This window comes from Desulfomicrobium apsheronum, from assembly GCF_900114115.1.
GTDB classification, from domain to species: domain Bacteria; phylum Desulfobacterota; class Desulfovibrionia; order Desulfovibrionales; family Desulfomicrobiaceae; genus Desulfomicrobium; species Desulfomicrobium apsheronum.
The window spans coordinates 197,416-210,874 of the sequence record NZ_FORX01000005.1 but is presented as its reverse complement, the minus strand read 5'-3'; the positions used below and the strand labels follow the sequence as shown (position 1 = coordinate 210,874).

At 60.6% G+C, this 13,459-nt stretch carries 13 protein-coding genes; 4 read left to right on the top strand and 9 right to left on the bottom strand.

The features are described 5' to 3' along the window. Positions 1–8 precede the first annotated feature (8 nt). Entirely contained in the window at positions 9–1,232 is a 1,224-nt protein-coding gene (locus BMZ40_RS07655) for an LL-diaminopimelate aminotransferase (protein WP_092373707.1), read from the top strand. Between the two features lies 1 nt (position 1,233). Next, on the top strand, positions 1,234–2,034 hold the full coding sequence (locus BMZ40_RS07650; RefSeq protein WP_092373705.1) for a tRNA1(Val) (adenine(37)-N6)-methyltransferase: 801 nt from the start codon (positions 1,234–1,236) through the stop codon (positions 2,032–2,034). 19 nt (positions 2,035–2,053) lie between these two features. Here the strand turns inward: BMZ40_RS07650 and BMZ40_RS19160 are convergent, their stop codons facing one another. From BMZ40_RS19160 to BMZ40_RS07640, 3 genes are all read right to left on the bottom strand, one after another. After that, on the bottom strand, positions 2,054–2,194 hold the full coding sequence (locus BMZ40_RS19160; RefSeq protein WP_177193069.1) for a hypothetical protein: 141 nt from the start codon (positions 2,192–2,194) through the stop codon (positions 2,054–2,056). 83 nt (positions 2,195–2,277) lie between these two features. Then, the gene (locus tag BMZ40_RS07645) at positions 2,278–2,943 is read right to left on the bottom strand and encodes a CBS and ACT domain-containing protein (RefSeq protein WP_092373703.1); all 666 of its coding nucleotides are present in this window, start codon (positions 2,941–2,943) and stop codon (positions 2,278–2,280) included. A 110-nt stretch (positions 2,944–3,053) separates the two neighbouring features. Beyond that, complete coding sequence (locus BMZ40_RS07640; RefSeq protein WP_092373701.1) at positions 3,054–3,866, bottom strand: carbon-nitrogen hydrolase family protein; 813 nt, start codon at positions 3,864–3,866, stop codon at positions 3,054–3,056. 44 nt (positions 3,867–3,910) lie between these two features. Here BMZ40_RS07640 and larC point away from each other — a divergent pair, with 44 nt between their 5' ends. Then, positions 3,911–5,053, top strand: a complete 1,143-nt coding sequence (gene larC, locus BMZ40_RS07635) for a nickel pincer cofactor biosynthesis protein LarC (RefSeq protein WP_092373699.1) — start codon at positions 3,911–3,913, stop codon at positions 5,051–5,053. 67 nt (positions 5,054–5,120) lie between these two features. Here larC and BMZ40_RS07630 read toward each other — a convergent pair whose 3' ends face one another. From BMZ40_RS07630 to infA, 4 genes are all read right to left on the bottom strand, one after another. Beyond that, positions 5,121–5,585, bottom strand: coding sequence for a YaiI/YqxD family protein (locus BMZ40_RS07630; RefSeq protein WP_245751057.1), 465 nt, complete (start codon positions 5,583–5,585; stop codon positions 5,121–5,123). A gap of 4 nt (positions 5,586–5,589) precedes the next feature. Continuing rightward, on the bottom strand, positions 5,590–6,843 hold the full coding sequence (locus BMZ40_RS07625) for a peptidase U32 family protein (protein ID WP_092373697.1): 1,254 nt from the start codon (positions 6,841–6,843) through the stop codon (positions 5,590–5,592). A 3-nt stretch (positions 6,844–6,846) separates the two neighbouring features. Beyond that, on the bottom strand, positions 6,847–7,719 hold the full coding sequence (locus tag BMZ40_RS07620) for a PHP domain-containing protein (protein WP_092373695.1): 873 nt from the start codon (positions 7,717–7,719) through the stop codon (positions 6,847–6,849). A 117-nt stretch (positions 7,720–7,836) separates the two neighbouring features. Continuing rightward, a complete protein-coding gene (gene infA / locus BMZ40_RS07615; protein ID WP_015772936.1) occupies positions 7,837–8,055 on the bottom strand; it encodes a translation initiation factor IF-1 in 219 nt (72 codons plus the stop codon). 277 nt (positions 8,056–8,332) lie between these two features. Here infA and BMZ40_RS07610 point away from each other — a divergent pair, with 277 nt between their 5' ends. Next, entirely contained in the window at positions 8,333–10,942 is a 2,610-nt protein-coding gene (locus BMZ40_RS07610) for a PAS domain-containing sensor histidine kinase (RefSeq protein WP_143075570.1), read from the top strand. A 51-nt stretch (positions 10,943–10,993) separates the two neighbouring features. On the opposite strand, the gene BMZ40_RS07605 is transcribed toward BMZ40_RS07610, so the two are convergent. Then, a complete protein-coding gene (locus BMZ40_RS07605; RefSeq protein ID WP_092373691.1) occupies positions 10,994–12,469 on the bottom strand; it encodes a protein adenylyltransferase SelO in 1,476 nt (491 codons plus the stop codon). Between the two features lie 262 nt (positions 12,470–12,731). Then, entirely contained in the window at positions 12,732–13,190 is a 459-nt protein-coding gene (locus tag BMZ40_RS07600; protein WP_092373689.1) for a chemotaxis protein CheX, read from the bottom strand. Positions 13,191–13,459: the final 269 nt, after the last annotated feature.

Here is a 13,459-nt window from a genome sequence, read left to right as displayed (position 1 = left end):
GACCACATATGATCCGCATCAATGAAAACTATCTCAAGCTCAAAGCCTCCTACCTTTTTGCCGACATCTCCCGGCGGGTGACCGCTTTCCAGCAGGCCAATCCCGACAAGAAGATCATCCGTCTCGGCATCGGCGACGTGACCGAGCCCCTGCCCGAAGCGGTCGTGGCGGCCTTTCACAAGGGCGTGGACGAGATGGCTGACGCCGGAACATTTCGTGGCTATGGCCCGGAGCAGGGCTATGATTTTCTGCGCGACCTGATCGCAAAAGAGGATTTCCAGTCGCGCGGGGCGGACATTTCCGGAGACGAGATTTTTGTCAGCGACGGAGCCAAGTGCGATACCGGCAACATCCAGGAGCTTTTCGCCGGAGACATCCGCATCGCCATCCCCGATCCGGTCTATCCGGTCTACGTGGACACCAACGTCATGGCCGGTCGTACCGGGCAGAACGTGGACGGCCGCTACGAAGGCCTCGTCTACCTCGACGGCACCCGGGAAAACGGCTTCATTCCCGAACTGCCCGGCGAGCCCGTGGACCTCATCTATCTGTGCTACCCCAACAACCCCACCGGCGCGACCATCACCAGGGCCCAGCTCAAGGCCTGGGTGGATTATGCCCGCGAGAACAAGGCGCTCATCCTTTTTGATGCCGCCTACGAGGCCTTCATCCGCGATCCCGAGCTGCCCAGATCCATCTACGAGATCGAAGGCGCGCGCGAGGTGGCCATCGAGTTCCGCTCCCTGTCCAAAACCGCCGGATTCACGGGCACGCGCCTGGCCTTCACCGTGGTGCCGAAGACCTGCATGGCCTACGACGGCCAGGGGGGCGCGCACAGCCTTCACGCCATGTGGAACCGCCGCCACACCACCAAGTTCAACGGCGTGTCCTATCCTGTGCAAAGAGCCGCCGCTGCCGTCTATTCGCCCGAGGGCAAGGCGCAGTCCCGGGCGCTGGTGGATCACTACCTGAACAACGCGGCCATCATCCGCAAGGAAATGACCGCGCTTGGCTACGATTGCGTTGGCGGCGAGAATTCGCCCTATGTCTGGATCGACGGCAAGATGGGCTCATGGGACTTTTTCGACATGCTCTTAAACAAGGCCGCCGTGGTCTGCACTCCGGGCGCTGGCTTCGGCTCCTGCGGCGAAGGCTATATCCGCATCTCCGCCTTCAACAGCCTGGCCAACGTTCAGGAGGCCATGGAGCGGCTGCGCGCCGTCCTGAAATAGCATGACCACGACGGCCGAGGAACAGGCCCGGCGGAATTTTCCGCGCGGGCTCTCCCAGCCGGAGTCGGGTTTTCGTTTTTCCATGGACGCGCTGCTCCTGGCCGCCTTTGCCGGGCGGGAGCGGGTGCGTGGCCGGGTTCTGGACCTGGGGACCGGATGCGGGGTGGTGGGGCTTGGATTGGCCCTGAACCACCCCGATTTTTTTGGGATCGGCCTGGACCTGAATCCGGACATGCTGCGCCATGCACGCGAAAATGTCCGCCGTCTGGGTTTTGAGGAGCGTTTCGCCCTGCTTCGGGCCGACGCCTGCGGGCCGTGGGGCCTTGCACCTGAAAGCATGGATCTGGTGCTCTCGAATCCGCCGTACCGCGATCCCGGCCGGGGCCGGATCTGCCCGGACGAGAGCAAGACGCTGGCACGCTTCGAGCATCGGGCCGGGCTTTCGGATTTTGTGCGGGCCGCCGGGTATCTGGTGCGCAACCGCAAGAGTTGCGTCTTCATCCATCTGGCCGAAAGAATTGACGAGCTGCTGGATCTGCTGCGTGCCTCCCGGCTTCAGCCCAAGGAGGTGCTGTTCGTGCACCAGCGCCATGACAGCACGGCCCGGCTGGTGCTTGTGCGGGCCCTCAAGAACGGAGGGCCGGGCCTTGCGGTGCATCCTCCCCTGATTCTGCACGAGGGCCTGGGCAGCCAGACGCGCCTGGCCGCCTCGGCGCTGGCATTCTGCCCACGCCTGGCCTGTAACGCGGACTCCGGAAACAGGAATTCCCGCACAAATGGCGGGAATTCGAAAAAGCCTTGATCCAGACGTAACCTGGAGCTTATTTGCTCATGCGGCCGATAATGAAGGAAATGAGAGCCGTGGCGAAAAGCAGGCCGAGGACGTAATCCGTGTCCAGGGCTGCCTGCAAGGTGTTGGTGATTTCGACGAAGGTGTCCTTGATGGGATAATGCTCTTCCATGGATGCTCCTGCCTGGATGCTCCTGCCGACATGAACGAGGCCCGTGAACGTGTCCACGGGCCCCGGGGTAATGGCGAGCGGATTTAGTTGAGGTTGTCCCGAACCCAGAAGGTCAGGTTGTATTTTTCGGTCAGTTCTTTCTGCAGTTCGTTCAGCGCGGACTTGTCCATGTCCATGATGCGGATAAAGACCTGGCGGAAGCCTTTCTCGACCTTGTCGTAGGAGGTCAGGATGGAGCTGATGCGGGCCTTGTGTCCGCGAACGCAGTCGAGCACTTCCTTCAGGCTGCCGCGTTCATCCGAGAGCTTGAGTCCGATCTGGATGCCGCCATGGTAAACGCCGGTGATGCTCAGGAGTACGCTGTAGACTTCGTTCTGGGTCATGATGCCGACCAGTTCGTCCTTGTCGTTCAGCACGGGCAGGCCGGAAATTTTCTTGTCGTGCATGATGGCCGCGCACTTCACCACCGTGTCCGAATCCTTGATGGTTATGGGATTCGGGGTCATGATGTTTTTGACCTTGATCTCGGAGAGCAGGTAGTAGAGTTCGTGAACGTCAAGGGTCGTGGCCTTGGAAGGGGAGGCCTCCTTCACGTCGCGGTCGCTGAGCATTCCGAGCACCTTGCCCTTTTCATCGACCACGGGCAGACGGCGGATGCCTTTTTCCTTCATCAGCTTGGCAGCTCGCATCATGGAGGTTTCGGGGTCCACCGTGATAACGTCCTTGGTCATCCATTCCTTTATGATCATGTTATTTCTCCTTGGAGGCGGGTTGCCGCCCTTGATGAGGCAGTGTTGTTTTCAAGGCAATGAAAATTGCATGTAAGTTGTTCACGCGATAATACCTTTTCGGCATTCCGTCAAAGGCTCCGTGTCGAATTGCAGGCAACTTCGGCATAGATTTCGGGTCTTCGATGATTGAGGGCCGGGATGTTCCGACGTATGTCGGTCAGTTCGGCCAGGTCGATGCTGCCCAGGGTCAGCCCCTCGCGCATCTCGTCCGCCAGGGTGATTTCGCCGCCGGGTGTGACGAAGAGGGACCGTCCGCCAAAGGGGAAGGCTCCTTGGCTTCCGACCCGATTGGCGCCCAGGAGATAGCATTGGTTTTCAAGGGCCCGGGCTGTGCAGAGGGTCTGCCAGATGTCGATACGCGCCTTTGGCCAGGCCGAGGCCAGGAGCAGGGCCTGGCATCCGCCGAGCGCCTGCGCCCGGTAAAGTTCCGGAAAGCGCAGATCGTAGCACACGGAGAGGCCGAAATGGATTCCTTCGAAGTCGAAACAGACGATCTCGTCGCCGGGACTGAAGACCTCGGTTTCGTCGGCATCCGTGGCCGTGAAGAGATGGATTTTGCGGTACGTGGCCAGGATGTCGCCTTTCGGGCCGAAGGCCACCAGCGCGTTGGCCAGTCCGCCCGGACCGGGCAGGCACACGCCGCAGGCCAGGCAGAGTTCATGCTCCCGCGCCAGTCCCGAGAGTTCGTCCCGGACCCGGGGCCACCAGTCGTGGCCGGCAAGCGCGATGGCCGGCATGTCGTAGCCGAGGTCCGCTATTTCCGGAAAGAGCAGCAGGCGGCAGGACGCTTCGGCCCCCACCCGGACCGCGGCGCGGATCTTGTCCAGATTGCCGCGCACATCTCCTGGAAATCCGGACAGTTGAACTGCGGCGATTTTCATGTGATACCCCCTGGCTGTACACGTCACGAATTATGAGGAAACACATGCCCGAGTTGCATCTTGATTGTCCAGCCGGGATCGCCGGCGATATGTTCCTGGCGGCCATGGCCGATCTGGGAGTTGACCTGTCCCCCTTGCGCGCCGCCTTTGCCACGGCCGGAGTCGATGTCGAAATCACGGCCCGCGAAGCCCGGGACAAGGGCATACGCGGCAAGCGCATGCACATTGCCGCGCCCCATGCCCAGCCCCTGCGGCATCTGGCCGACCTGACGGCCATTGTGCGGGCCTTGCCTTTTTCGGAGAATGTCCGCTCACGCAGCGAGGGCGCCCTTGAACGCCTGGCCGAGGTCGAGGCGCGGGTGCATGGCTGCGCGGTGGCGGATGTGCATTTTCACGAGGTTGGAGCCGTGGATACGTTGGTCGACGTGGTCGGGGCCTTTTGGGTTCTGGAGGTGCTTGGTGTGAGCCGCGTGACCTGCTCCCGTCTGCCCTGGTTTTCGGGCACGGTACAGTGCGCGCATGGGCTCATGCCGTTGCCTGCCCCGGCAACGACAGTCCTTTTGCAGGGAAAGCCCGTGTACCCGACGGAGCTTGTCGGGGAACTGATCACGCCCACGGGCGCGCTGCTGCTGGACCGGATGGTCGACGAGTTCACGTCGGGTCCCTCTGGATGTCTTGAACGCTCAGGGCTTGGCCTTGGGACCATGGAGCTGCCCACGGTCAACGGCCTGCGCGTGCTGCTTCTGGCCGGGGACGGGCCGGGGCTGGAGCGGGTGACGGTGCTTGAGACCAATGTCGATCATCTCACGGGGGAGGAGATAGGCGGGGTTTTTGGAGCGTTGCTTGATGCCGGGGCGCTGGATGTGCTTTTTCTGCCCGGTGTGATGAAGAAAAATCGGCCCGGGGGACTTTTGCAGGTGCTGTGCAGGCCCGGGGATCTGGCCCGCATCCGCGACCTGACCTTTGCCCAGACCATGAGCCTGGGACTGCGCATGACCGAGACGACCCGCGCCGTGCTGCCGCGTGCCGCATCCAAGCGGCCCACGCCCTGGGGCGATGTGGACGCCAAGGACACCATCATGGAAGGGGAGCGTTACGCCCGTCCCGAATTTGAAGCCCTGCAGGCCCTGGCCAAACGCACGGGCCGATCCGTTGCCCAGTTGCGTTACCTCCTGGGCAACGACTGAATGCCGACCCTGCTTTTCCGGTCCGCGCGGTCCATCCGGTCCATTTTGGCCGTTGCTCCCGTCCGGATCAGTATCCGCGTCCGGTAAGCAGCCGATCCAGCTGGTTGGAAAATTCCTGCCGATCGCGGGCGCTAAGGGCCGAAGGTCCGCCGGTCATGACCCCGCTGCCGCGCATCTCGTCCAGAAAATCGCGCATGGTCAGTCGGCTGCGGATGTTGTCCGGCGTGAACATTTCGCCCCGTGGACTCAGGCCCAGTCCGCCTTTTTCGATGACCCCCGCGGCCAGCGGAATGTCGGTGGTGATGACCAGATCCCCGTCACGTGCCTGTTCCACGATGGCAAGGTCCGCCTTGTCGAATCCCGCGCCGACCTGCATGAAATCGATGAATTCGGATTTGGGCACGGGGAAGCGCGAATTGGCCACCAGGATGAGCCGTACCTTGCGCCGGTCGGCCGCACGGTAGAGGATGTCCTTGATCACCCTGGGGCAGGCGTCGGCGTCAACCCAGATGCGCATGGGCGTATCGGTCATGGTATCAGCTCCCCTGGCCGTTGTGGGCGTCGGGCAGGTGGGCGCGCAGGAAGATGCCCGGTTCAAGTTCCGGGTGATCGCAATGCAGGAGCAGGCGCAGTCCGCTGTGCGCGGTGCTCAGGTGAAAGCCTTCCTCTTTTTCCACGCCATAGTCTCCGGAGGCCAGCAGCGGGCGGCGCAGTCCGGGGAGCACGATCTCAAGAGGGTCGCCGACCTGGAAGCGGCACTTGACGTCCATGAGCCACAGCCCAGGACGCACGGGTTCGATCAGTTTGGCGACGATATTCTTCTTGAGATTTTTGGGCAGGGCGGGGCACAGGGTGATGCGCTCGGGGGTGAAGAATCCGGTCGAGAGCGGCCGCGTGCCGAGTTGCTGTAATTCTTCGAGGTACAGTGCGGGGCGAAACGCCCCCTGCTCCAGGTCGTTCAATGCCGTGCGGTAGATGTCCGTGACCTGGGCCAGGTAGGACGGCGTCTTCATGCGACCCTCGATTTTCAGGCTGTGAATGCCCACCTGCCGGAACCAGCGCAGGTACTTGATCAGGCACAGATCCTGGGCGCCCATGATCTGCGTGTATTGCTCGTCTTCGCAAACCTCCCACATGTCCTGGCCCGGGCGCAGGCGTTCTTCCAGGCGGACGGCCGTGATCTTGTAATCGAAGCGGCAGGGGTGGGTGCACATGCCCAGGTTGCCCGAACGCTGGTTAAGGTGCGCGGACAGCAGGCAGCGACCCGAAATGGCCATGCACATGGCTCCGTGCACAAACACCTCAAGCTCAAGATCCCGCACTTTTTGCGCCATGGTCCGGATGCGACCGGCGCCAAGTTCCCTGGCCACGTTGACCCTGCGCACGCCCTGATCCCGCCAGAACATGGCCGAAGCGGAGTTTGACGTATTGGCCTGGGTGGAGAGGTGGATGGGAATGTGCGGAATTCTTTTTCGGGCCATGGCCACGATGCCGGGATCGGCGATGATGATGCCGTCCACGTTGCAGGCGTCGATCTCTTCCAGATACCGTTCCACGTCGCTTAGGTGTTCTTCCCAGGCCAGCAGGTTCAGCGTGAAGTAGACCTTGGCCCCGTGACGGTGCGTCTCTTTGACCGCATTTTCAAGTTCAGGGAAGGAGAAGCCATCGCTTTTGGCGCGCAGGCTCAGGGACTGGCCGCCAAGATACACGGCGTCGGCGCCGTAGCGCAGGGCCGTGGCCAGTTTGTCCGGGCTGCCGACAGGGACGAGAAGTTCGGGGGATGGTGTCATGGGTTACGAGCAGGTTGGAAATTGAAAACCGAGTTTTTGCCGTGCTTCCTTCATGCGCCGCACCAGTTCGTAGGAGGGGCGCAGGCCGCCCTTGCCACGCCCCAGGGCGATGCCTCGCTTGTTGTCGCCGTGAAAGTCCGAGCCCGCGCTCGGGAGCAGTTCCAGCTTGTTGCAAAGGCCCGCGTAGAAATTTGTCTGGGCCTGGGTGTGCATGGAATAGAAGACCTCCACGCCGTCGAGGCCGAAGTCCTTGAGCTCGCGCAGCACGTTCTCCACCTCGTCCTTTTCGAGCTTCAACGTGCAGGGATGGGCCAGGATGACCGTGGCCTGTTCGTCTTTTAAGAGCTCGATGGCCTCGCGGGGGCGGAGTTTTTCCTTGGGTGCGTAGCCCTTGGTGCCCGGCCGCAGCCAGTTCAGGAACGCATCCTGGAAGTTGATCGCGAAGCCTTTTTGCACCAGCAGTTGCGCGAAATGGGGGCGACCTATGGAGCCGCCGGTGGTGATGCCTTCCAGTTCGGCGCGGGTGATGTCCACACCGTAGGAGTTCAGGTTGGCGATGATGTTTTCGTTGCGCGCCGTGCGCAGGTCGCTCAGGCGGTTTAGGGTGGCTTGCAGACGCGGCGGGTGCTGGGGCAGCCACAGACCCAGCAGGTGCATGCTGCCACGTTCGAATTCAACGCTCAGTTCGCACCCCCCGATGACCTCCAGGCCGAGTTCACGTCCTGCGGCGCAGGCTTCGGGCAGCCCCATGACCGTGTCGTGGTCGGTCAGGGCGATGGCCTTGAGGCGCGCGGCAACGGCCGCGGCGACGAGTTCCGAAGGACTTAACGTGCCATCGGACGCGGTGGAGTGGGTGTGAAGATCTATTTCCGGCATAAGCTCATGGGTACGGCAGGGGCCGGGGGATGACAAGGGTGTTTGCCAGGCCGGATCCGGCGACAAAAAAACGGCACGCGTTGAATTGCGCGTGCCGGGAATTCTCGACAGGGGGGATTATTTGAAGCGGTAGGTGATTCTGCCGCGAGTCAGGTCATAGGGAGAAAGCTCCAGTTTGACTCTGTCACCGGGCAGGATGCGGATGTAGAACTTGCGCATCTTTCCTGAGATGTGTCCAAGCACCTGATGGCCATTTTCCAGACGAACCAGGAACATGGCATTGGGCATGGCTTCCTCGACGACACCTTCAACTTCGATAGACTCTTCCTTGGCCATATAAAACGGATACCTTCTCTGTTTACAGTAGTTTTTTGTTTAAAGACAGAGTTCCTTACCCGCTTGATTCACAAATGACAAGGGCGGATATCCTGTTGCAATGGACAACGCTACGCGCAGGGCGCGGGATGCGCCTTGTCCGAGGGGATTTTTCGGGGCTGGACTCGAAAGTGCGGGGAATATTTTTCCTCGAAAGATGAACAGGTTTGCGCTATGTGAAGGTACGAAACCTGCTTTGCTTCGCGCATGACACCTCTGTCCACAAGGATCGGTTCCCGTGGCTCCCAGGAAATCTCTCTCCAAACGTCTCTCCCTTTCTTTGGGACTTCTGAGCACGGTCATCATTCTTGCCGTTTCGACGCTGGTCTTCCTCTTCCTGTCGTGGCGGGTGGGCAACCAGATGCGTGAACGGGCCGAGAGCACCATTACATTCCTGGCTCAGGCCCTTGAAGCTCCGCTCTGGGCCCTTGACCGGGAAAGCGCGTCGGCGGTGGCAAAGGCCACGAGCATGGACGTGAACGTTGGTCTGCTGGAACTGCGGGATGCCCGTGGTGAAGAATGGTTTGCGCACAATACCGGCAAGGCGCTTTTCATCACTCGCGAGGCCGAGATCAGCCATGACGGACAGGTTATCGGGTTCATCCGCCTAGGTCTGGCGGATTCCGCCCGGCAAAGGACCCTGGTCGGCATCGGCCTGGCCGGCGGCGGCATAGCCCTGCTCGTCATTCTGGCCCAGTACTGTCTGGCCAAACGTCTTATGCGCCATTATTTCCAGACACCGTTCGCGGCCCTTGATTCCCTGGTGGGGGCCTTTGCGCGTGGAGAGTACACCCAGACCGATCCCGGCGCCCATTACACGGAGTTCGAACCGCTGGTACGTGCGTTTCTGGACATGGGGCGCACCATCGATCGGCAGGTAACCGCCCTGGCCGAGAGCGAGAGGAAATACCGAGTGATTTTCGATCATTCTCCCGTGGGGATCTTTCGCTCCACCCTGGACGGGGAACTGCTGGAGGGCAATGCCGCGCTGGGGGGCATGTTCGGCTACTCTTCCCGGGACGAATATCTGGCCTCCAGCGGACTTCGGGTCGATTCGGTCTATGCGGAACCTTCGTCTCGCGAGGCTTTTTTGCGGGCGCTCTTGGCCTCCGATGGCGCTTTGAGCATGGAGATGGAGTTCGTGCGCAAGGACGGTACGCATTTCGAGGGCGTGTTGACCGCATCGATTCAGGAGGACGCCCAAGGTCGGCCGCTGTTCTTGAACGGCGTGGTCGAGGATATCAGCGCCCGCAAGCAGGCCGAGCGGGAACTTGCCCAGGAGCGGATGCTGACCCAGGCCATCTTCGAGAGCGTGCCAGGATTATTGTTTCTTTACGACAGCCATGGACGGCTCGTGCGCTGGAACAAGGCGCATGAAACGATGACGGGTTTCACGGCCGGGGAACTGCTGGGGCGCGACATTCTCGACTGGTTTGGCGGGCGGGAGCCTCATGCATCCAATATCCGGGCCGCGCTTGAAAGGGGGCTCAGGGATGGCGTGGCGATGGTCGAGGCCGAGTTGCTCACCAAGGACGGGCGTGTCATTCCCTTCTATTTTTCGGGCGTGGGTCTGGTCATCGACGGCAGTACCTACCTGACCGGTATCGGCATTGACATAACGGATCGCAAGCAGGCGGAAGAGCGCTTGCGGCAGTCGGAGGAAAAATTTTCGCGTCTGTTCAGACTCTCGCCCGACGTCATCGTTCTCATGAACTTGTCCGAGGGACGGATCATCGACGTCAACGAGGCCTTCACCCGGCTGACAGGTTTCGCCCGCGACGAGGCCGTGGGCAAGACCGCCCTTGATCTGGGTCTCTATGCAAATCCGACCATGCGCGAGGTTGTTCGTCGACGCATGCAGCAGGGCGGACAGATCGACAACGTTGACTTTTCTCTCGGCTGCAAGGACGGAAAATCGGTTCCGTGCGTTCTTTCAAGTCAGCTTCTGACCGTTGGTGAAGAGGAATGCGTTCTGGCCGTGTTGCGTGATGTCACGGAGTTCAAGCATATGCAGGAGCTCATGATCCAGAGTGAAAAGATGATTTCCGTGGGCGGCATCGCGGCGGGCGTGGCCCATGAGATAAACAATCCGCTCGGCATCATCATGGTCAGCAGCCAGAACCTCGTGCAGAGAAGCAGGCCGGATTTTCCCAAGAACATCGAGGCGGCCCAAGGTATCGGCCTCGATATGGATCTGTTCGATCGGTATATGCGAACCCGTGGGCTCTACGATTTCATCCGCAATATCCAGGATGCTTCCGTAAGAGCTGCGGACATCATCCGACACATGCTTGATTTCAGTCGCCGCAGCGAATCAAAGCGTAGGCTTTGCGATCTGCGCGCCGTCATCGAGCGGGCCATGCTGTTGGCGGGTAACGATTACGACCTGAAGAAAAGTTATGATTTCAATCGGATAGAGATTGTGTGGGAGTGCGATGATAATTTTCCCGCCGTCAGGTGCACGGAGACCGAAATCGAGCAGGTGTTTTTGAACCTGCTGCGCAATGCGGCTCAGGCCATGGCTTCGGCCCGGCCGGAGGTCACAAGGCCGCGCATCGTGGTGCGCATGAAGACCGAGGGGGATCGCGTGGTTCTGGAAGTGGAGGACAACGGCCCGGGCATGCCGCCCGAAGTGCAGCGCCGGGCCTTCGAGCCGTTCTTCACGACAAAACCGCCGGGAGTGGGCACGGGGCTCGGCCTTTCCGTGTCCTACTTCATCATCACCCGCAGCCACGATGGCGGGATGCGTTTGGAGTCCCGTCCCGGCGAGGGCACGCGCTTCATCGTTGAACTCCCGGTCCTTGGGTCCGGCCGTGAAGAGGAGGGCGAGTGCATCCACGAATCATGATCATCGACGATGAGGAACACATCCGCTTTTCTCATGATTGAGGGCAACTCGTCATGTTCCGCAGAATGTCCGGTAATCGGCGTCAAGCGGAGCCGGATCGCGGTAGCGCGCGTGTTCGGGTCGGTCCTCGAAGGGAGTGGACAGGGCGTCCAGAAGCCGCTTCAGGGGCGCAAGGTCGTTTTTAAGGGTTGCCGCTTCCAGCGCTTCCTCCACGCGGCGGTTGCGCGGGATGACGGCCGGATTGTGCGCGCGCATGAGAATGCGCGACTCCTCGGGCGTCTCGCTCTGTCGCGCCAGCCGTGCTTCCCAGCGCTCACGCCAGCGCATGAAGCCGGTGTCGCGGAAGAATGAGCCATCCGGAGTCTCTTCCGTCAGCCCGCGCAACGTCAGGGTGTAATCCGCGCCGTCTTCCTGCATGAGCTTCAGCAGCTCCCGGGCCAGGGACGCGTCCTCGTCCTCGGCCGTGAACAGACCGAGCTTGGCCCGCATGCCTTCAATCCAGTGCCGCCTGAACATCTCCGGAAATTCCTCCAGGGTCTCCTGGGCCAGTACCGTGGCCTGTTCCTCGCGCTCATGCAGCAGCGGGAGCAGGGTTTCGGCCAGGCGGGTCAGGTTCCATTGGGCGATGGAGGGCTGGTTGCCGTAGGCATAGCGGCCGTCGCGATCGATGGAGCTGAACACGGTGGCCGGGTCGTATGCGTCCATGAATGCACATGGGCCGTAGTCGATGCTTTCTCCGCACAGGGCCATGTTGTCGGTGTTCATGACCCCGTGGATGAAGCCGACATGCAGCCAGCTGGTCACGAGTCGGGCCTGCCCCTCCATGACCGCGCGCAGCAGTTCCAAAAAGGGGTTCTTGGCCTCGGCAAGCTCCGGGTAATGGCGGCGCATGGTGTATTCGGCCAGGATGCGCAGATCGTCGGTCTTGTTGCGCGCCGCAAGGTATTCGAAGGTGCCCACGCGGATGTGGCTGCTCGCCACGCGGGTCAGGATGGCCCCGGCCTGGGTTGTTTCGCGGTGCACGGGTTCGCCGGTGGTGGCCACGGCGAGGCTGCGCGTCGTCGGGATTCCAAGGGCGTGCATGGCTTCGCTGATGATGTATTCGCGGAGCATGGGTCCAAGGGCGGCGCGCCCGTCGCCCCGGCGGGAAAAGGGGGTCTGGCCCGAGCCCTTGAGCTGGATGTCGAAGCGTTCGCCCCTCGCGGTGACATGTTCGCCGAGAAGAATGGCGCGGCCATCGCCGAGCATGGTGAAATGCCCGAACTGATGTCCCGCGTAGGCCTGGGCAATGGGATCCGCGCCTGCGGGGAGGTTGTTTCCGGCAAAAACGGCGGCCCCTTCCGGACCGTCGAGACTGTCCGCATCAAGGCCCAGGGACGCCGCCAGTTCGCGATTCAGGAGGGCAAGTTCCGGTTTTTTTACCGCAACGGGCTTTTGGCGCACGAAAAGGGATTCGGGCAGACGGGTGTAGCTATTGTCGAAATTCCAGCCTTGTCCGGCGAGTGGATTTTGATCTTGAGAAGACATGGCGCTCCAGTGGGTTTGGATGCAAAAAAGGGATACTCTTGATAGTCATTACTGTTTTTGGAGTCGAACGGCAATGACGGCATGGAGATACCAATCGGCAGGATTTCCGAGAGATCGCTTTGGGGAAGTCAGGGTGCGGGCGGAAAGGGCCTGGAGGATGGCAGGGAGGGCGCAAGCCGGTTCACCGGCCATAGGGTTGAATGTGCCTGCGCCATTGGCGTGGCGATGCTTTTTCCTTTATGATTATGAGACGTGCGTCGTTCTAGTCGAAGCAGAATTCGAGGGTAAATTTTCCAGCCTGACAGGAGAAGGGGATGGCGATGGCCCGCGCCGAGGTCCGGTATGATATGGAGTGGTTGTCTCCCATGATGACCGACGGTGTGGATCCTTGAAGTTTCAGGCCCATGTTCACCAATCCGACCCGTGCATGGCCGGAGATCATGTTCGTGATCTCGCCCATGGCGTCCTGCACGTCCTGTACGACATCCTCGATGGCGTCGCCGAGCATTTGCCTGACTATGTAAACGGCCGTGTTTTTATCGAAAGAGATGCAGAAAGTCCCTTTTTTGTCGCCGGTGATGCCGATCAAGGCCGAAACACAGCCGCAGGCAATCTTGTCTTTTTTTACATAGGGCGGACCGGCCACGACCTCAAGAGCCGCAGCGGCGGAGAGCACATGCTTGGTTGCGCTTATGAAGGGCTTGGCCAGATCGGGGCTCATTGAACACTCCTGGGATGGTTTGAGAATAGAAAGTGCTTTTTTGCAGGATGCATCACGTTCTATTTCAACCACAGACTCTTTTTCAATTTTGTTCAAAAACAGGTGATGCAGTTTTTAAATCTAAAGTCTTAATATTGGCGAATGTCAATAGATCTCCTTGTAAGACATTTGAAGTGTGACACGTCGACTCGCGATGCAGGGAGAGTACTTGTCATACGTCGGTTTGGCGCGTTGTGAAATTCTCCGAAGTTTGCATGTTGCCGAATTGA